The sequence below is a fragment of the Streptomyces sp. NPDC017520 genome (genome assembly GCF_044329855.1).
GTDB lineage: Bacteria > Actinomycetota > Actinomycetes > Streptomycetales > Streptomycetaceae > Streptomyces.
In genome coordinates, this window is record NZ_JBIRKB010000008.1 from 274,039 (window position 1) to 291,645 (window position 17,607).

Below are 17,607 nucleotides of genomic sequence, written 5' to 3' on the forward strand. Positions count from 1 at the left end.
GGCGGTTGCCCGTATGGGGCGAGGTTCGCCGGGGCGGGCGTGTGGTTGGGGGGGGGGGGGGGCGGGGGGGGCCCCCCCCCCCCCCCCGCCCCCGCCCTGCCCTAGCCTCAACTTCCTCCCTAGCCCCCGCCCTAGCCTCAGCTTCCGCCCCCCGGCCCCCCGGCCCCCGGGCCCTTGCTTCGCCCCGCCCACTCCTTCGGTCGCCCTCACAGCCCCTCCGGCGTTTGAGGAGCGGGGTCCGGGGCGGAGCCCCGAACTCCAGCCCCTGCGGTGCTTGAGGACAAGAGGGGGGCCCGGGGCGGAGCCCCGGTTCCGGGAAGGGGCGGGGAGGGGACTGGCCCGCCGCAGGCGCTCCCCACCCCGTATCGTGTTCCCGACCCAGACCTCAGCTTTCCGCACGTCACAGCCGCTCCACCGCCGCAGCGGCCCCTACGCAGCACCCGCACGAGGAGCCCGTACCGCCATGGCCGAGCACGCAGACCACGCCGAGCACGCAGGTCACGTCGACCGCGCAGGTCACGCCGACCACCCCGCGTACCCCGTAGGACTGCGTCTGCACGGCCGCCGCGTCGTCGTCGTCGGCGGCGGCCAGGTCGCGCAGCGCAGGCTGCCGCAGCTCATCGCCACCGGGGCCGTCATCACCCTGGTCTCCCCCTCCGCGACGCCCTCCGTCGAGGCCATGGCGGACGCCGGGGAGATCCGCTGGGAGCGCAGGCGCTACCAGGACGGCGACCTCGCCGACACCTGGTACGCCCTGATCGCCTCCTCCGACACCACGGCCAACGACGCCGCCTCCGCCGAGGCCGAGCGCACCCGCACCTGGTGCGTCCGGGCCGACGACGCCGAGGCCGCCACTGCCTGGACCCCGGCCACCGGACGCAGCGAGAACGTGACCGTCGCCGTCCTCACCACCACCTCCCAGGGCCGTGACCCCCGGCACTCCGCCGCCATCCGCGACGCGATCGTCGAAGGGCTGCGCGACGGCACCCTCGCCGCCCCGCACCACCGCACCCGCGCCCCCGGCGTCGCGCTCGTCGGCGGCGGCCCCGGCGACCCGGACCTGATCACGGTGCGCGGCCGCCGCCTCCTCGCCGAGGCCGACGTGGTCATCGCCGACCGCCTCGGCCCCCGCGACCTGCTCGACGAACTCCCGCCGCACGTCGAGGTGATCGACGCCGCGAAGATCCCGTACGGGCGGTTCATGGCCCAGGAGGCGATCAACCAGGCGCTCATCGAGCACGCCAAGGCGGGCAAGTCCGTGGTCCGGCTCAAGGGCGGCGACCCGTTCGTCTTCGGCCGTGGCATGGAAGAGGCCCAGGCGCTGGCCGCCGAGGGCATCCCCTGCACGGTCGTCCCCGGCATCTCCAGCACCATCTCCGTTCCCGGGGCGGCCGGCATCCCGGTCACCCACCGGGGCGTCGCGCATGAGTTCACCGTGGTCAGCGGCCATGTCGCCCCCGAGGACCCGCGCTCGCTGGTCGACTGGGAGGCCATCGCCCGGCTGCGCGGCACCCTCGTCCTGCTGATGGCCGTCGACAAGATCGGCGCCATCGCCGCCGCCCTCATCGCCCACGGCAAGGACCCGGCAACGCCGGTCGCCCTCGTCCAGGAGGGCACCACCGCCACTCAGCGCCGGGTCGACGCGACCCTCGCGGACGTCGGCGAGCGCGCGGTCGCCGAGGACGTGCGCCCGCCCGCCGTGATCGTCATCGGCGAGGTCGTCGCGGTCGGCCCGCACTCCGCACCGGGGACCGGCCGGAACCGGCCGGGCGACCAGGCGTGAAGTAACCCGCGGTTACCCATCTTCCCCCCAGGCGTTGGCAGTACACACCGGACAAGGCAGTATCACCCTGTGGCAGAACTCATCACCGTCGACGACCCCGACGACCCGCGGCTGAGCGACTACGTCGGCCTGACCGACGTCGAGCTGCGACGACGACGCGAACCCGCCGAAGGCCTCTTCATCGCCGAGGGCGAGAAGGTGATCCGCCGCGCCCGGCAGACCGGGTACGAGATGCGGTCGATGCTGCTCTCGGCCAAGTGGGTCGACGTCATGCGCGACGTCATCGACGAGGTCCCGGCCCCGGTGTACGCCGTCGCCCCCGAACTGGCCGAACGCGTCACCGGCTACCACGTCCACCGCGGCGCCCTCGCCTCCATGCAGCGCAAGCCACTGCCCGCATCCGATGAACTGCTCGCCACCGCGCGCCGGGTGGTGATCATGGAATCGGTGAACGACCACACCAACATCGGCGCCATCTTCCGCAGCGCGGCGGCCCTGGGCATGGACGCGGTCCTGCTCTCCCCGGACTGCGCCGACCCGCTCTACCGGCGCTCCGTCAAGGTCTCCATGGGCGCGGTCTTCTCCGTCCCCTACGCCCGGCTCGAAGCCTGGCCCAAGACGCTGGAAGGGGTACGGGAGGCCGGCTTCCGGCTCCTCGCCCTCACCCCGGACGCCAAGGCCACCAGTATCGACGAGGCGGCCCCGCACCGACTGGACCGGGTGGCGCTGATGCTCGGCGCGGAGGGCGACGGGCTGTCCACGCAGGCCCTGATGGCCGCCGACGCATGGGTCCGCATCCCGATGGCGCACGGCGTCGACTCACTGAACGTGGGCGCGGCTGCGGCCGTCGCCTTCTACGCGGTGGCCACGGGACGCCCGGAGAGCTGAGCACGGCCGGCCCCGGCGTCAGGACGACCGCGGCTCCCGCACGGCCTGCGCCTGTGCCGGCGTCTGCGGAACCCGATACTGCTGCTCGGTCCCGGTCCCGCCGCCCAGCCCGCGCGCCGGCCCCTGGCAGCCCTGCGCCGCCGCGATGCCCAGCGCCACCAGCAGCGTCACCACCACGAACACCACCAGCCGCTGGCGCAGCAGCCGCGGATTGGCCGGACGCCGCCCCGCCGAGGTCGTGCGCCCCCCGGAGCGGGTCCCCGGCCGGCCGTTCGTCCCGGCCGGGGACCCCTGACGCTTCCCGGAACGCGTCGTGTCACGCGAAGCCTGCTGCGGGCGCGAGCCACCGGTGCGCGGCGGCCCCGAACGCGCGGGCGCGCCGCGCCTGCCCGGCTGGGGGCGGGAGGCGGAGGGGCCCTCCGAGCGGCGGGTGTGCTGATCGGCGTACGGGTCGGCCATCCGGCCGGTCGGCCGGTCGGCGTCCTGGGCCGAGCGCTGGGCGGGCGGCCGGCTCTCGTGCAGCCCCTGCGCCTCGCGCGCCGCGATCTCCTTGAGCCGCATGGACAGTTGCAGCGTGCTGGGCCGCTCCTCCGGGTCCTTCGCCAGACAGGCGCTGATCAGCGGGGCCAACGCGTCGTGCACCCCGCGGAGCTGCGCCTCCTCGTGCACGACGCGGTACAGCATCACCTCGGAACTGCCGTGCCCGAAGGGGGAGTCGGCCATCGCCGCGTACGCCAGTGTCGCGCCGAGCGAGAAGACGTCCGTCGCGGGCGTCACGGCCGCGCCCCGGACCTGCTCGGGCGCGAGGAAGCCGGGCGACCCCACCGCCGTACCGACGTGGGTGAGTGTGCTCGCCCCGGTAGCCCAGGCGATGCCGAAGTCGATGATGCGGGGGCCCTTGGGGGAGAGGAGGATGTTCGACGGCTTCAGGTCGCGGTGGACCACCCCCGCCTCGTGCACCGCCACCAGGCCCTCGGAGAGCGCGGCCCCGATCGAGGCGACCTCGGCGGCGGCCAGCGGGCCCTCCTCGGCGACCTTGTCGTGCAGCGAGGGGCCGGGCACGTACTGCGTCGCGAACCACGGGCGGTCCGCCTCCAGATCGGCGGCCACCAGCCGGGCCGTGCAGCCGCCGCGGATCCGCCGGGCGGCCGACACCTCGCGCGCGAACCGCGAACGGAACTCCTGATCCTCCGCCAGGTCGGGCCGGATCACCTTGAGCGCCACCCGCTGGCCACGACGGTCGGAGCCGAGGTAGACGACGCCCATGCCGCCCGCGCCGAGCCGGCGGTGCAGCCGGAACGAGCCGACGAGACGCGGGTCCTCGCGCCGGAGCCGCATCATCGCCATCGTCTGCCCATCCCCGCTGCCTGGTCCGCCTGACGAGGCACAGCTTACGTACCCCGCGCCCGGCGCGCTCAGAGGCCGCGCCCTCGCGGGGGATCCGATTGTCCGTGCCGGGCGGGAGAGGTGAAGAGAGGTCAGGGCGCGGTGGATCCGGGCCTCTCGGTCGACCGGTCCCCTCAAAGGGCCGCCGGGCAGGGCAGATTGGATCATCGCGGGAACGCCGGGGCACGGCCGTCACGGAGGCCGCGACCCCCGCCCGGGCCTACGGGGTGGTGGTGTCCCGCAGGGTGCCCCGCGCAGGGGCGGCAGCCCCCGGGGCGGTGGGCGTGAGTGAAGTCACCCGGCGCGCACGCCCCCGGGGCATACCGACAGGCACCGGAAGCGTGCCGGACGGGCCCGGGCCTCCCCTCCGGGATGACCCCAACCTCCGGTGCTCCGTCTCCACCCAGGGGAGTACGCCGATCGACGACGGCTCATCCTCCGGGAGGCCCGGGATTAGGTACGCGGGCATGACGCCCTGTGCTCGCCGGTTACCTAATGTTGAGGTCAAGCGGCGGGCGCAGCACTCGTCCCCCGAGGTCACACGCCCGCCGCTCCCCATCAGGTCAGGAGAGGAACCATGTCGGACACGGCAACGCGGACCATGGTCCGTACGCAAGGACGCAGGGCGTACGCCGCGTTCGGCACCCGTTCGTCCGGCACCCGTCACCCCCTGGTGGCGACGGCGATGGTCCTTCCCCTGGCGGCCCTGCTCGCGGTCGTCTTCGGCGGCTGGGAAGCGGTGGTCACACAGGCGTCGTCCGTGGCGGTGATGCTGGGGCGCTGAGCGGCGCCCGGGGTCCGGAAGAGCGGTCCGGACCCGCACATCCGGCCAACAGCCCCGTGGGGACGGGGGTGCGGCGGACGGCAGCGTTTGTCCGGTCAGCTGGGGAGCTGACCGGGCATCGCGCTGTCCGGGCCCGTGCGTTTCCCCGCCGGGCCGACGCGCACAGCACCGACCGCCCCGGGACGCGTCCTGGTGTGCCGGCCCCGGAGGGATGTGCCCCCCCGGAGCTCCGGCCCGGGCAGCGGTCTCCCGACCGGGCCGGTCCCCGGGCGGGCTCTCGCGTTACGCTCACGGCGGGACCGGTGCCACGGCCGGGCCGACCGCCGCCGGGGGAGCCGTTGACCACCACCCAGACCTCAGTCATCCACGATCTGGGCACCCTGGCGCACCGCCTCTCCCACCCCGCCGGGGCGCGTTGCGTGTGCGAGCCGCCGCAGGTCCTCGCGGACCGGCCCGACGGCACGGTCGTCCGCAGCGGCGCGATCGTGGCGAAGGCCCACGCGGCCGACACCGACCGTGAGGCGCTGGCGGCCCGGATCGCCCTGGCCGCCGCCCCGCAGCTCACCGGGATCCTGCTCCCGCCGCTCACCGCCCCGGGGTACCCGGAGCCCTCCGGGCACCCCACTCCCGCCCCGCGTCTGGTCACCCTCTGGCCGCTCGGCGCGCCCGTGGACCCCACCGACCCCGACGCTGCCCCCTGGACCGAGGCCGCGGTGCTGCTCGCCCGTCTCCACCGGACGGAGCCCCCGTTCCGGCTTCCGCCGATGCGTGGACCGGCCAAGGCCGCGCGGGCTGTCGCCAGGATGTCCGCCGCGCTCCCCGGCGACCCGGCCGTCCTGCCCGTGCTGGCCGGCTGGCGGGCCCTGCCCGCCTGGGCCCGGGGCGAGGCCCCGGCACCCGCCCGGAGGGCCGGCTTCCTGTGCCACGGGGACCTGCACCTCGGCCAACTCGTACGCCACCCCGCCCCGGACGGGCCCTGGCTGCTCATCGACGTGGACGACGCGGGGGCCGGCCATCCGGCCTGGGACCTCGGCCGGCCCGCCGCCTGGTACGCCGCCGGACTCCTGCCCCCCGAGGCCTGGTCCGCCTTCCTGGCCGCCTACCGGTCCGCCGGGGGTCCCGCCGTACCCGCCGACGGCGACCCCTGGCCCGAACTGGACGTCCCGGCCCGCGCGCTGACGGTGCAGACGGCGGCGCTCGCCCTGACCAAGTGCGCCGCGGAGCAACGGGATCCGGACGAGCACGAAGAGCTGATGATCGAATCCTGTGCCCGAATCGCTACGTTGCCGCCCGAGTTGGCCGACTACCACGCGTCGTAGGGTGAACGGACCGCCGCCGGGCAGACATTCCGGCGACGGCACAACGAGGGCGAGGAGCCGAGCCGATGATGCAGTGTCCGAAGTGTCACGCGCAGATGAACACGTACAACCGCAACGGCGTCCAGATCGAGCAGTGCAGCGGCTGCCGGGGGATATTCCTCGACTACGGCGAGCTGGAGTCGCTCACCCGCCTGGAGTCCCAGTGGTCCCAGCAGGCCCCGCCCGCACCCCCCGCCCCGCAGGCCTACCCGCCCGCGCCCGCCGCCCACGCCCCCGCCTGGGGTGCGCCGCAGCACGGCGGGCACGGCGGCCACGGCGGGCACTACGGCCACCACCGCCAGAAGGGCTTCGGCCGGATGCTGTTCTCGTCCTGATCGTTCTGGTCGTCCCTCCGTGCCCCGGCGGCCTCCGCGCCACCGGGCACGGAGGGGATGGACCGTACGACGAAAGAACCCCCGGTCGTGGAGACGACCAGGGGTTCTCGATGGTGCGCGATACTGGGATTGAACCAGTGACCTCTTCCGTGTCAGGGAAGCGCTCTCCCGCTGAGCTAATCGCGCAGGGGCTAACCTGCGTGTACTGCGTGCGCGATACTGGGATTGAACCAGTGACCTCTTCCGTGTCAGGGAAGCGCTCTCCCGCTGAGCTAATCGCGCGGGGATCCTTGCGGACCGATGATCCTTGCGGACCAGTGGACGATACTGGGATTGAACCAGTGACCTCTTCCGTGTCAGGGAAGCGCTCTCCCGCTGAGCTAATCGTCCTTGGAGGTGGAGACGGGATTTGAACCCGTGTAGACGGCTTTGCAGGCCGTTGCCTCGCCTCTCGGCCACTCCACCAGGGATGGGGGCTCGGGAAGAATCCCCCACCTTCTGCGAGCGGACGACCAGGTTCGAACTGGCGACCTCAACCTTGGCAAGGTTGCGCTCTACCAACTGAGCTACGTCCGCTTGTCTTTCCCGGCCCGCTTGCGCGTCCCGGCGACGTGTTGAACTCTAGCGGATTCCTGGGCCAGTACAAAAACGCGTTTGTGCAGCGTGCTGCGGTGACCTCGCCCCGGCGCAGGTCACCGCGGACCGTCCTAGACTCATTCGCGTGTCCGACCTCGCCCCCTTGGCCCGTTTCGACGGCCTCATCGCCTCCGGTCTCCAGGATGTGACCCGCGATCCCGCGGCTCTCGAATCATCCGGTTTCTGGGCGGTCTGTGCCGATTTCGAAGGGCGCATCGTCTGCGCCCGCTTCTCCGATGTGCGCAAGGAGGCAGTGCCCCCTCCCGTGCCCGGAGCATGGCGCGGCCCCGCCACCCGGGACTGGACCTCCTCGCTGGACCGTGACGCCTACACGGCGGGCGTACGGCGGATCCGTGAACACATCGCGGCGGGCGACGTCTACCAGGCCAACCTCTGCCGGGTGCTGTCCGCACCGCTCCCCGGCGGCGGGGCCGGCGCCGACGTCGATGCCCTGACCTCCCTGCTCGCCCGCGGCAACCCCGCCCCGTACGCCGGAACGATCCGGCTGCCGGGCCACGGCGTGGAGGTCGCCACCGCGTCGCCGGAACTCTTCATCCGGCGCGACGGGCGGACCGTGGAGTCCGGGCCGATCAAGGGCACCGGCCGGACCGAGGACGACCTGCTGGCCAAGGACCACGCGGAGAACGTGATGATCGTGGACCTGGTCCGCAACGACCTGGGCCGGGTCTGCGCCACCGGAAGCGTGAGCGTGCCCGATCTCTGCGTCGTCGAGAAGCACCCGGGCCTCGTCCACCTCGTCTCCACCGTCCGGGGCCGGCTGGCCGACGGAGCGGGCTGGCCCGAGCTGTTCGCGGCGGCCTTCCCGCCCGGCTCGGTCACCGGGGCGCCGAAGTCCAGCGCGCTGCGGATCATCGCCGAGCTGGAGCAGGCCCCTCGCGGGCCGTACTGCGGTGCGATCGGCTGGGTCGACGCCGACCGGGGCACGGCCTCGCTCGCCGTCGGGATACGGACGTTCTGGATCGACCGGACCGGGCCCGCGCCGCTGCTGCGGTTCGGGACCGGGGCCGGGATCACCTGGGGATCCGACCCGGATCGCGAGTGGGACGAGACCGAACTCAAGGCCTCCCGGCTGCTCGCTGTAGCGTCGGGCGCGTATCCGGAGACAGGAAGGACCGCGCTATGAGGATCTGGGTCAACGGCGGACTGCGGGACGCCGACGACGCCCGGCTGTCGGTGCTCGACCACGGGCTGACCGTGGGCGACGGCATCTTCGAGACGGTGCGCACGAGCGAGGGGCGCCCCTTCGCGCTGACCCGGCACCTCGACCGCCTCACCCGGTCCGCCCGTGGCCTGGGTCTGCCCGAGCCGGACCACGACGAGATCCGCCGGGCCGCCGCCGCGGTCATCGACGCCAACCCCGTCGCCCTGGGACGCCTGCGGATCACCTACACGGGCGGGCTGTCCCCGCTCGGCTCGGACCGGGGCACCGACGGGCCGAGCCTCGTCGTCGCCCTCGACGGGGTGAAGCGCCGCCCGGACAGCACGGCGGTGATCACCGTTCCCTGGACGCGCAACGAGCGCGGCGCGCTCGCCGGCCTGAAGACCACCTCGTACGCCGAGAACGTCGTCGCCCTGGCACGGGCGCGGGAACGGGGCGCGTCCGAGGCGCTGTTCCCCAACACCGCGGACCGCCTCTGCGAAGGCACCGGCTCCAACGTGTTCGTCGTCCTGGACGGCCGTATCCACACCCCGCCGGTGGCCTCCGGCTGCCTCGCCGGGATCACCCGCGCGCTGGCCGTGGAGTGGACCGGGGCCGAGGAGACCGACCTTCCGATGGGCGTCCTCGCCGAGGCCGACGAGGTGTTCCTGACCTCGACGCTCCGCGACGTCCAGGCCGTGCACCGCCTGGACGATCGCGAGCTGACCCGGGAGATCGGACCGGTGACGGCGAAGGCCATGCGGATCTTCGCCGAGCGGGCCGGCGACGACCTCGACCCGTAACGGGCCCACGCGGCCCCACCGTCGCGGTGGTCCCGAAAAGCGCGTGACGGGGCCCCGCACAGGGGATACAAACCCTTGATGACCACGACACTCCGGCCGTCCGGGCCGCTTCAGCAGGGCGCCGACGGCGCGCGGGCCCGCCACTACGACGTGTGCGACAACGGGCGGCCCGTCGGCGCCGTCGCGATCAGCACCGACGACGCGTTCGGCGCGACCGCCGGGGTGGTGCGCTCGCTCAGCGTCGAGGAGCCCCGGCGCAGACGCGGCCGGGGCACCATCGCCGCGCTCGCCGCCGAAGAGGTGCTGCGGGGGTGGGGCTGCACCCGGGTGCGGGTGGAGGTCCCCGCCGACAACGACCCGGCCCGCCGCCTCGCGGCCGCCCTCGGCTACACCGAACGCAGCCGCAACATGGTCAAGGACCTCGGCCCGGACACCGTCCCGCTTCCCGCGGGCCTCACCTCCCGCGCGATGGGCGACGAGGAGTTCGCCGCCTGGCGGCAGGACGCGGTGCGTACGTACGCACAGGAATGGGTCGACCGGGGCGTGCCGCCCGAGCAGGCCGGGCTGAAGTCCGAGGCCGACCACGCCACCCTCCTGCCGGACGGACTGGCGACCGTCGGGGCGCGTTTCGAGGTGCTGGTGCACGGGGACGAGGTCGTCGGCCATGTGTGGGTGGCCCGCCGGGAGCTGCCGCCCGGGGGCGACGCCGGGTACGTCTTCGACGTCGAGGTGCGTGCGGAACACCGGGGCCGGGGCCACGGCAGGACCCTGATGCTGCTCGCCGAGGACATCACCCGCGCCTGGGGCGCGGACCGGCTCGGCCTGCACGTCTTCGCCTCCAACACGCCGGCCCTGCGGCTGTACGAGTTCCTCGGCTACGCGACGACGCGCTACCACCTGGCCAAGGCGCTGTAGCCGCTCGCCGGCCGCTGCCGCCCGTCTACCGGTGGCCGCTGCTGTCCGCTACCGGTCCCGTGCGGCCAGAAGGCCGTCGATGATCTCCTCGATCCGCTCGCGCAGCCCGTCCTGGCTCTTGCCGCCGTCCAGCCGCTCGTCGCCGATCACATAGGTGGGCGTGCCGGTGACGCCGATCGCCTTGCCCTCCGCCTGGTCGGCGTCGACGATCAGCAGATGCCGGCCGTCGATCAGCGCGGTGTCGAACTCCTCGGCGTCCAGGCCCAGTTCCCGTGCCACAGTGAGGAGCACCGGCTCGCCCGTGCGGCCGAGGTCGGCGGTGCGGGACAGCAGTGCCTCGATGTACGGCCAGCCCTTCCCCTGGTCCGTCGCCTCCTCGGCGGCCTGGGCCGCGGCGTAGGCGTGCTTGTGCTTGTCCAGCGGGAAGTGGCGCAGCCGGATCCCGACGCGGTCCCCGTACCGGGCGCGCAGGGCGTGCACATCGTCGAGGGCTCGGTGGCAGTCGGGGCATTCGAGATCGCACCAGAGGTCGAGGACGACCGGTGCCGAGGGGGAGGAATCGCTCATGTGCCCAGTCTTCCAGGCCGGGCGGGCGCGACCCAACCGGGACCTGAGGGCTGTCCCGTCATCCCTGGCGGGCGCACGACGACAGCCACGGCACCTCGCCGCGTTGTCGGAACATCCCCATACGTCCAGTATGCGGATGTCCCTCCGCCTTGCGATGCACCGCGTCTGACGCCGAGCGCTGATCCACCAGGGATGACGGGACAGCCCTTGGCCACCCCCCCCGGGGAGGAGTCCGGCCCTGAAATGTCCCTGAGGTGGACGACCACCGTGGCCCCGACGGCGGTCGCCGGTGCAGGATGGAAGGGACGTATCCCCTGCGCCTGGAGGCCCTGATGCTTGCCGAGACCATCTGTTCCGCGGTGTCGGCGGCCGGCCTCGGCATCGCCGCGGTGACCGCGTACCGCAAGCGGTTCCTCACGGCGACGAGGATCGCCGCCTACTCGCTCGTCCCGGTCGGGCTCGTGCTGACCGGGGTCGTCGAGTGGGTCGCCGGGATCGCCTTCAAGCCGAGCGTCTGGCTCGGCTTCGGGGTGCTCGGCCTCTCCTGGCTGCTGTTCATGACCACCCGCGCCATCGAGCGCCGCAGCGGCACCACCCGCGCGGAACGCAAGGCCGCGCGGGCGGCCGGACGGAACGAGGCGGTGGCCCCGGCCGCCTCCGCTCCCTCGCTGGGCGCGGGCGGTGCGGCGGGGCCCGCGGCAGCGGCCGCGAAGCAGAAGCCGCAGCCGCAGCCGAAGAAGAAGCAGGAGGCCGCCGCGCCCGGCGACGACTTCAGCGACATCGAGGCGATCCTCAAGAAGCACGGCATCTGAAAGAAGCACGGCATCCGAAAGAAGCACGGCATCCGCGACGGCGGCCGGGCCCCGCGGGCGCGCGCTCGGGTCACCGGCCCGAATGTCTGACGGCTTTCCGTACACCGGAGCGATTATCGATGGCCACGGGACGGTGAACTCCCGGCAGAATGAAGTCGGTTGATCGCCAACAAGGCCACGGGTGCGTCATGATCACCCCGAGATGGTGGACACTTCCCGGGGCGATGCCCCCGCACCCCCCGCCGAAGAGCCCCGCGGCTGTCTCTTCGCGCTCTCCCAGCCGCCCCTGATGATCTTCCTGACGGTGATCGGAGGCCTGCTGCTCATGGCCGCCCTGCACGATCTCTTCGTCCTGTGAGGCCTCGCGCCACCGTGCGGAGCCTCAGCCCGCGGCTTCCTTGCGCCGGGCCCGGTACGCCGCGACGTGGAGCCGGTTCCCGCACGTACGGCTGGAGCAGTAGCGGCGGGAGCGGTTGCGCGACAGGTCGACGAACGCGTGCCCGCAGTCCGGGGCCTCGCAGCGCCGCAGCCGCTCCTGCTCGCCCGCCACGATGATGAAGGCCAGCGCCATCCCGCAGTCGGCCGCGAGATGGTCGGCGATCGAGGCGTCCGGGGCGAAGTAGTGCACGTGCCAGTCGTAGCCGTCGTGGTCCGTGAGCTGCGGGGTGGTTCCGGCCGCCGCGACGAGTCGGTTGACCAGGTCGGCGGCGGCGCGGGGGTCGGGCGCCGCGAAGACCTCGGCGAAACGGGCCCGGACGTCGCGTACGGCGGTCAGGTCCTTCTCGCCGAGCGTGCCGACCCCGCTGATGAGATGCCGCTCCGCGAAGGCGTACAACGCGGCGATGTCGGCGAGACCGTCCTCGGATCCGCCCGCGAGTCCGCCGCCGGGGTCGTCCCGCGGCGGCTCGTTCTCCGGTGCGGTGTTCACCAGATCGACCACCGTGTCGAGGGCGATCCGGGTGTCGTGAGGGATCAGCACGCTTCGCTCCCTGGCCTTCCGGCGGGCGGGCGCCTGCCGATGGCGGCTGACTCTACTGGCTCGGCCCGCCGGCACCAGGGCCGGTGCGGGCCGGGCAGGGAGCGGAACGGACCCCTCCGGCCCCTGGGAGGAGGGGGCGCGGCGGCCGGGCGCGCCGGCGCCGTCGTCGCGGTGGTTTCCGCGACGACGGCGCCGGTGTCTGCCCTATGCGGTTGTCAGCACGACGCCGTCGCCCCGAGTCGGACGGCGTAGAGCGGCTCTCTGCCTGGCTCAGCTCTCGGCCAGGATGTGGGAGAGCTCCGTGTCGAGATCGAAGTGACGATGCTCGGTGCCGGGCGGAACCGCGGCGTCGGTCCTCTTCAGGAACGACTCCAGGGCTCGCGCCGGGGCTTCGAGCAGGGCTTCTCCCTCTGGGGAGCTCAGGGCGATGCATACGACGCCTTGACCGTGACTACGAGATGGCCAGACGCGGACGTCTCCGGTGCCGGTGGGCCGGTGCAGCCCTTCGGCAAGGAGGTCGCGGGCGAATACCCATTCGACCGTCTCCTCCGCTCCGGTGTGGAAGGTGGCGTGCACGGCATAGGGATCGGCCGTGTCATACCGCAGGCCCGCGGGTACAGGCAGTGAGGACTCGCTCGACACAACGAGGCGCAGGTGCAGCTCGCAGCTGACCGTGGTGTTCATAAGCGCCAGGGCCTTTCGCTCAGTGTGCGCTCGGGGATTCGCACGTCGGCGAAATCGACATGCCACCTACGGTGGCGTTGTAAACCCCTCTGACCCATTTGTGATGCTTCGGGTCCCTAGCTCAGCGGCGTGTAACTTTGAGTTATGCGCCCATTCCAGTGACGAGGACAGGTCGGGTAAGTTGAGCTTCATGAACGCGGAGAGTGACGAGCGGAGCGAGGTCGCCGACCAGGCGGCCCCGGCGTCCGCCACGGGGGAATCGGACCGGGCGGAGCGTGAGCTGGGCTCGCGGGCGCCGGGTTTCATCAAGGCGTCGAAAGCGCTCCATCTGAGCTGGCAGGTCGGCGTCTTCATCGTCGGTCTCGGCGTGGTGATCGCCGGCGTGCTCATGCTGGTGCTGCCGGGCCCCGGCTGGCTGGTGATCTTCGGCGGTATGGCGATCTGGGCGACCGAGTTCGTCTGGGCCCAACTGGTGCTGCGCTGGACCAAGCGCAAGGTCACCGAGGCGGCGCAGCGAGCCCTCGATCCCAAGGTCCGGCGACGCAACATCATCCTCACCACGGTCGGGCTCGTGATCATGGCGGTACTGGCCGGGATCTACGTCTGGAAGTTCGGGCTCACCATGCCGTGGAAGATCAGCGAGTAGCCCGGGGGACGGTCCAGGAGCACCGCTGACATGGGGTAATGTTTGCGGTGCGCCCGGGCGATTAGCTCAGTGGGAGAGCGCTTCGTTCACACCGAAGAGGTCACTGGTTCGAACCCAGTATCGCCCACCCGGACAGAGGGCCCGGGAGACGGAATCCGTCTCCCGGGCCCTCTGCGTTGCCCGCCGGGGCCCGGTCCGGGGGCACGCTTTGATCAGCGTCCCCCCGGACCGGGCGTGGCTCACCGCATCCGCCCCAGCGCCTCCCTGAGCCGACGGGCGTCGCGCAGCCGCTGCTCGTACGTCGCTCCCACCACCAGCAACAACAGCCCGGCCAGGGCCGGCGGCAGCCAGCGGGGGAGCGCACCCGCGACCTGCACCACGTACGGCGCCAGCTCGTGCAGCCCGTCCAGTGCCAGCACGGCCCCACCGAGCAGCAGCAGCGCCTGGAGGCGGTAGCGCGCACCGAGCAGGGTGATCACCAGCGCCGCCGCCCCCAGCAGCAACGGCCGGAGCCAGTCCGTGTCGGTCCAGGCGACCGCCATGCTCGGCAGCAGCGTCGCCGCGAGCCCCGGCCCGTACGCCGTCCACGAGGACGCCTCCGGGTCCCGGCGCCGCCGCAGGACCCCGACCACCAGCGCGGGCACGGTCACCGGCAGCGTGTACGCCTCCGGGAACGACACCTCCGAGGCCGCCAGCCGCACCCACGTGGCCAGCACGAACAGCGCCGCCGCCAGGTAGCCCGCCACCGGCCGCCGCTCCGGCCGCACCGCCGCCCCCGCGGCCAGCACCCCGCACAACGCCAGCACCAGGGCCAGGAACGGCGCGTCGGACACCGCTAGCCCCACGGCGACCAGCGCACCCAGCGCGCCCGTCAGCTCCACCGGCAACGCCACCGGGTTCCGCCGCAGCCGTGCCCCGAGCAGCACCGTCAGCGCGGGCGCCACGAGCACCAGCGGCGCGGTCTCCTGCGGGGCGAGGCCCAGCGACCGGCCCGCCAGCCCCGTGAGCACGGTGCCCCAGACCACCGCGGCGACCGCGAACACCGCACGCGGCAACGCGGCTCCCGCCCGGACCGCCGCCCCGGCGAACAGGGCCGCCAGCGCGCCGAACACCGCGTAGGAGGCCCCCTCGGACGCCAGCGACAGCACCCCGGCGCTCACGGCCCCGGCCACCGCCGCCACCAGGGCGGTCACCGGCATCGCGGGCGCACCCCGGCCGCCCCCGGCCCCCCGGACCGCCAGCACGAGCAGACCGCCCACCAGGGCTGTCTCCCCGGCCACCGCCAGCGCGTACGGCACGTCCAGCAGCGCCCCGGCCAGCAGGACCGCGCCCCAGCCGAGAGCCACCGCCCCAGCACCGGCGACCCCGCGCAGCGTGGCCGCGGAAGGCCGCCTGCCGGCACCGGCCCCAGCACCGGACCAGGTGGTCCAGCCGGACCAGCCGGACCAAGGCGCTGCGGCCCCGGCCGCTCCCGGCGCTCCCGCTCCCGGGCCTCCCAGCAGTCCCGCTCCCGGCGTGCCGGTGTCCGCAGCCCTCGGCGCGGCCAACGGCGCCGTGATCCGCACGACCGACGGCCACCACCGGTACGCCGCCCCCAGCAGCCCGGCCACCAGCGCGAGCACCACCGGGGCCGCGGCCAGCTCCGACCACGGCAGCGTCGTCCCCAGAGCGGAGCGGAAGCCCTCCGGCGACCCCGCCCACACGTCCGACAGCAGCGTCACCGGGCCCAGCAGCACCGCCGCGAGCGGCGGCAGCGCCCACACCAGCGAGCCGGCCACCACCGCCCCCGACGCCACCAGCACCCCGCGTGCCGCGTCCCTCGGCACCCCTGCCCGTACGACCCCGGTCAGGGCGAGGCCGCACAGCAGATACGCGAGCACCCGCCAGCCGCCCGGCAGCGCGGCGGCCGGTACGCCGCCCACCGCCGCCACTGCCGCGAGGCCCGCCACCACACCGCCCGTCCGCGCGAAACCCTTCGACGCGCGCCACGCCCCGGCCAGGGCCGCCGCAGCCGCTGCCAGCAGCAGCGCGCCCGGAGCCGCCGCCCCGAGCGGCCCGGAGGCCGTCGTGGACAGCGCCAGGCCCACCATCAAGGCCGAGAACCCCATCGCCGACCCACCGACGCACGCCGTGACCCGCACCCCGGCGCCCTTGCCCCACACGGCGATCGATCCGTCCAGCACCGCTGTCGCCAGCAGCGCCCACCCGACCACCAGCGCCGGTGCGCCCGCGGCCCAGGCCCAGAACAACAGCGGCCACTGCGCCAGCACCACGGCGGCCGGCAACGGCAGGCGCAGCGTGCCCAGCGCCAGCCCGTACGCCGACCACAGCGCCGCGAGCACCGCCGACGCGACGGCCGTGAAGCCGAGCCCGTCGGCGTCGGGCGCGGCCACCGCGTGGACCGCGTAGACGTCCAGCAGCGTCAGCACCAGGGCCAGGGCGGCCAGCGCCTCGGCGGTGGCCGCCAGCCCCCTCCGCAGCAGCACCGCCGGGGCGATCAGCGCCCCCAGGGTCACCGCCGCCAGCACGGCCGACCGGCCGCCGATCCCCATCGAACCCCAGCTCACCAGGGTGAAGGCGACGGCCGCGACCGTCAGCAGCAGACCGCCCAGCGTCAGCAGGACGTTCTGCGCGCCGCGCGGGGCGGACGGCCGCTTCGGCACATAGCCCCACGGCTGCGCGGGCCCGCCGGGAGGCGCTCCCCAGCCGGACGGGTTCCAGCCGGGGGCGGCTGCGGGCGCGGGCGGCCGCAGCGCGGCGAGCAGCCAGGTGCGCCGGGTCAGCAGCTGGGCCCGGCGGGCGTCCAGCTCGGCCAGTTCTCGGTCGAGGAGGGCCAGTTCCTCGGCGGGCGGGGGCACGTGTTCCATGTCGGGAGTGTGGCCCCGGCCACCCGGCCCGTACATGCGCTCGGATACTCACTTGCCGGCCGTGGCGCTCTGAGTAGAGCCCCACCCGGAAGCGGTTTGAACGAAGGCCTCGGAGCCCTGTATGGTTCAACCCGTTCCCGGGCGATTAGCTCAGTGGGAGAGCGCTTCGTTCACACCGAAGAGGTCACTGGTTCGAACCCAGTATCGCCCACCGGGGAAAGCCGGTCCGCCAGCGTCAGCGGACCGGCTTTCGCATGTCCCACGCCTCTAACCCTCACGCCGCCGCGGGCAGTTCCGGGCGCAGCGGCCACGCCGGATCCACCGTCTCCGGCGTCCCGCTCTTCGCGAACCACGCCTCCAGGCCACGCGCCTGGGCCGCGTGCCAGGTCGCCTGCAAGGAGTGCAGCTCGGACGGCGACAGCCGCTCCAGCCGGGCCGAGAAGCGCCTGCACACCGCCCGCACCAGCTCCAGCGAGGCCGTCGCGTCGGCCGCCGCGTCATGGGCGCCGTCGAGCACCACCTCGTAACTCGCGCACAGATCCGTGAGCGTACGACGGCCCTTGCGGTAGCGGTCCAGGTGCTTGTCCAGCACGCGCGGATCCACGACGCGCATCGGCACCCCGTCCAGATAGCCGGCCAGCGACGACGCCCGGTGCCGTTTCAGCTCCCGGTCCAGCAGCGTCAGGTCGAAGGGGGCGTTCATCACCACCAGCGGCCGTCCGGTCGCGCAGCTCTCCGCCAGCGCCCGGGCTATCTCGTCCATCACCGGGGCGGGCCAACGCCCGTTGCGCTGAAGGTGATCGTCGGTCAGACCGTGGATCTCGGTCGCCCCCGGCGGAACCGGGACCCCCGGATTGACCAGCCAGCGTGTGACGCGGACGCGCCCGCCCGCGGTGTCCTGCGCGACGAGAGCGGCCGAAACGATCCGGTCCTGCTCGACGTCCACGCCTGTTGTCTCCGTGTCAAAAGCGGCCAGCGGCCCCTCGAACCAGTGCATCATCCCCG

At 73.6% G+C, this 17,607-nt stretch carries 17 protein-coding genes and 7 tRNA genes; 13 read left to right on the plus strand and 11 right to left on the minus strand.

Annotation, left to right across the window (positions count from 1 at the left end; translation table 11 throughout):
- Positions 1 to 463: 463 nt before the first annotated feature.
- Together cobA and ACH4KB_RS21295 are read left to right on the plus strand one after the other, a co-directional pair.
- Positions 464 to 1,783, plus strand: coding sequence for a uroporphyrinogen-III C-methyltransferase (cobA, locus tag ACH4KB_RS21290; RefSeq protein WP_398067447.1), 1,320 nt, complete (start codon positions 464 to 466; stop codon positions 1,781 to 1,783).
- A 69-nt stretch (positions 1,784 to 1,852) separates the two neighbouring features.
- The gene (locus ACH4KB_RS21295) at positions 1,853 to 2,671 is read left to right on the plus strand and encodes a TrmH family RNA methyltransferase (protein WP_398067448.1); all 819 of its coding nucleotides are present in this window, start codon (positions 1,853 to 1,855) and stop codon (positions 2,669 to 2,671) included.
- Between the two features lie 18 nt (positions 2,672 to 2,689).
- Here ACH4KB_RS21295 and ACH4KB_RS21300 read toward each other — a convergent pair whose 3' ends face one another.
- Positions 2,690 to 4,018 carry a protein kinase gene (locus tag ACH4KB_RS21300; protein ID WP_398067449.1) on the minus strand — a complete coding sequence of 443 codons (1,329 nt, stop codon included), beginning with the start codon at positions 4,016 to 4,018 and terminating at the stop codon, positions 2,690 to 2,692.
- A gap of 616 nt (positions 4,019 to 4,634) precedes the next feature.
- Between ACH4KB_RS21300 and ACH4KB_RS21305 the strand changes: the two genes are divergently transcribed.
- The 3 genes from ACH4KB_RS21305 (at position 4,635) to ACH4KB_RS21315 (ending at position 6,534) form a co-directional block, all read left to right on the plus strand.
- Positions 4,635 to 4,841, plus strand: a complete 207-nt coding sequence (locus ACH4KB_RS21305; RefSeq protein WP_018959421.1) for a hypothetical protein — start codon at positions 4,635 to 4,637, stop codon at positions 4,839 to 4,841.
- Positions 4,842 to 5,179: 338 nt separating this feature from the next.
- Complete coding sequence (locus tag ACH4KB_RS21310; RefSeq protein ID WP_398067450.1) at positions 5,180 to 6,160, plus strand: phosphotransferase family protein; 981 nt, start codon at positions 5,180 to 5,182, stop codon at positions 6,158 to 6,160.
- 65 nt (positions 6,161 to 6,225) lie between these two features.
- Positions 6,226 to 6,534, plus strand: coding sequence for a zf-TFIIB domain-containing protein (locus ACH4KB_RS21315; RefSeq protein WP_398067452.1), 309 nt, complete (start codon positions 6,226 to 6,228; stop codon positions 6,532 to 6,534).
- A 111-nt stretch (positions 6,535 to 6,645) separates the two neighbouring features.
- Here ACH4KB_RS21315 and ACH4KB_RS21320 read toward each other — a convergent pair.
- The 5 genes from ACH4KB_RS21320 to ACH4KB_RS21340 all read right to left on the minus strand — a co-directional run bounded on the left by ACH4KB_RS21320 (position 6,646) and on the right by ACH4KB_RS21340 (position 7,110).
- Positions 6,646 to 6,720: transfer RNA gene (locus tag ACH4KB_RS21320), tRNA-Val, on the minus strand.
- Between the two features lie 24 nt (positions 6,721 to 6,744).
- Positions 6,745 to 6,816: transfer RNA gene (locus ACH4KB_RS21325), tRNA-Val, on the minus strand.
- 36 nt (positions 6,817 to 6,852) lie between these two features.
- Positions 6,853 to 6,924: transfer RNA gene (locus ACH4KB_RS21330), tRNA-Val, on the minus strand.
- Between the two features lies 1 nt (position 6,925).
- Positions 6,926 to 6,999, minus strand: a tRNA-Cys gene (locus ACH4KB_RS21335).
- A 38-nt stretch (positions 7,000 to 7,037) separates the two neighbouring features.
- A tRNA-Gly gene (locus tag ACH4KB_RS21340) sits at positions 7,038 to 7,110 on the minus strand.
- A gap of 145 nt (positions 7,111 to 7,255) precedes the next feature.
- Between ACH4KB_RS21340 and ACH4KB_RS21345 the strand changes: the two genes are divergently transcribed.
- The 3 genes from ACH4KB_RS21345 to ACH4KB_RS21355 all read left to right on the plus strand — a co-directional run bounded on the left by ACH4KB_RS21345 (position 7,256) and on the right by ACH4KB_RS21355 (position 10,047).
- Complete coding sequence (locus ACH4KB_RS21345; protein ID WP_398067454.1) at positions 7,256 to 8,314, plus strand: chorismate-binding protein; 1,059 nt, start codon at positions 7,256 to 7,258, stop codon at positions 8,312 to 8,314.
- Complete coding sequence (locus ACH4KB_RS21350) at positions 8,311 to 9,132, plus strand: aminotransferase class IV (RefSeq protein ID WP_398067455.1); 822 nt, start codon at positions 8,311 to 8,313, stop codon at positions 9,130 to 9,132. Before ACH4KB_RS21345 ends, ACH4KB_RS21350 begins: the two co-directional genes overlap by 4 nt.
- Positions 9,133 to 9,210: 78 nt before the next feature.
- Entirely contained in the window at positions 9,211 to 10,047 is an 837-nt protein-coding gene (locus ACH4KB_RS21355) for a GNAT family N-acetyltransferase (protein WP_398067457.1), read from the plus strand.
- A 48-nt stretch (positions 10,048 to 10,095) separates the two neighbouring features.
- Here the strand turns inward: ACH4KB_RS21355 and ACH4KB_RS21360 are convergent, their stop codons facing one another.
- Positions 10,096 to 10,614, minus strand: coding sequence for a DsbA family protein (locus ACH4KB_RS21360; protein ID WP_398067459.1), 519 nt, complete (start codon positions 10,612 to 10,614; stop codon positions 10,096 to 10,098).
- A 332-nt stretch (positions 10,615 to 10,946) separates the two neighbouring features.
- Here ACH4KB_RS21360 and ACH4KB_RS21365 point away from each other — a divergent pair, with 332 nt between their 5' ends.
- Together ACH4KB_RS21365 and ACH4KB_RS21370 are read left to right on the plus strand one after the other, a co-directional pair.
- The gene (locus ACH4KB_RS21365; RefSeq protein ID WP_398067461.1) at positions 10,947 to 11,426 is read left to right on the plus strand and encodes a hypothetical protein; all 480 of its coding nucleotides are present in this window, start codon (positions 10,947 to 10,949) and stop codon (positions 11,424 to 11,426) included.
- A 202-nt stretch (positions 11,427 to 11,628) separates the two neighbouring features.
- Entirely contained in the window at positions 11,629 to 11,784 is a 156-nt protein-coding gene (locus ACH4KB_RS21370; RefSeq protein WP_164494018.1) for a hypothetical protein, read from the plus strand.
- Between the two features lie 24 nt (positions 11,785 to 11,808).
- Here the strand turns inward: ACH4KB_RS21370 and ACH4KB_RS21375 are convergent, their stop codons facing one another.
- A complete protein-coding gene (locus ACH4KB_RS21375; RefSeq protein WP_398067463.1) occupies positions 11,809 to 12,405 on the minus strand; it encodes a CGNR zinc finger domain-containing protein in 597 nt (198 codons plus the stop codon).
- A 270-nt stretch (positions 12,406 to 12,675) separates the two neighbouring features.
- Complete coding sequence (locus ACH4KB_RS21380; RefSeq protein ID WP_003959770.1) at positions 12,676 to 13,089, minus strand: SsgA family sporulation/cell division regulator; 414 nt, start codon at positions 13,087 to 13,089, stop codon at positions 12,676 to 12,678.
- 190 nt (positions 13,090 to 13,279) lie between these two features.
- On the opposite strand from ACH4KB_RS21380, the gene ACH4KB_RS21385 reads away from it, so the two are divergent.
- Together ACH4KB_RS21385 and ACH4KB_RS21390 are read left to right on the plus strand one after the other, a co-directional pair.
- Complete coding sequence (locus ACH4KB_RS21385) at positions 13,280 to 13,735, plus strand: TIGR02611 family protein (protein ID WP_398067464.1); 456 nt, start codon at positions 13,280 to 13,282, stop codon at positions 13,733 to 13,735.
- 55 nt (positions 13,736 to 13,790) lie between these two features.
- A tRNA-Val gene (locus ACH4KB_RS21390) sits at positions 13,791 to 13,862 on the plus strand.
- A gap of 112 nt (positions 13,863 to 13,974) precedes the next feature.
- Here ACH4KB_RS21390 and ACH4KB_RS21395 read toward each other — a convergent pair.
- A complete protein-coding gene (locus ACH4KB_RS21395; RefSeq protein ID WP_398067465.1) occupies positions 13,975 to 16,602 on the minus strand; it encodes an SCO7613 C-terminal domain-containing membrane protein in 2,628 nt (875 codons plus the stop codon).
- A gap of 139 nt (positions 16,603 to 16,741) precedes the next feature.
- Here ACH4KB_RS21395 and ACH4KB_RS21400 point away from each other — a divergent pair.
- Positions 16,742 to 16,813: transfer RNA gene (locus ACH4KB_RS21400), tRNA-Val, on the plus strand.
- Positions 16,814 to 16,876: 63 nt separating this feature from the next.
- Here ACH4KB_RS21400 and ACH4KB_RS21405 read toward each other — a convergent pair.
- Positions 16,877 to 17,602 carry a 3'-5' exonuclease gene (locus tag ACH4KB_RS21405; RefSeq protein ID WP_398067466.1) on the minus strand — a complete coding sequence of 242 codons (726 nt, stop codon included), beginning with the start codon at positions 17,600 to 17,602 and terminating at the stop codon, positions 16,877 to 16,879.
- Between the last annotated feature and the right edge of the window lie 5 nt (positions 17,603 to 17,607).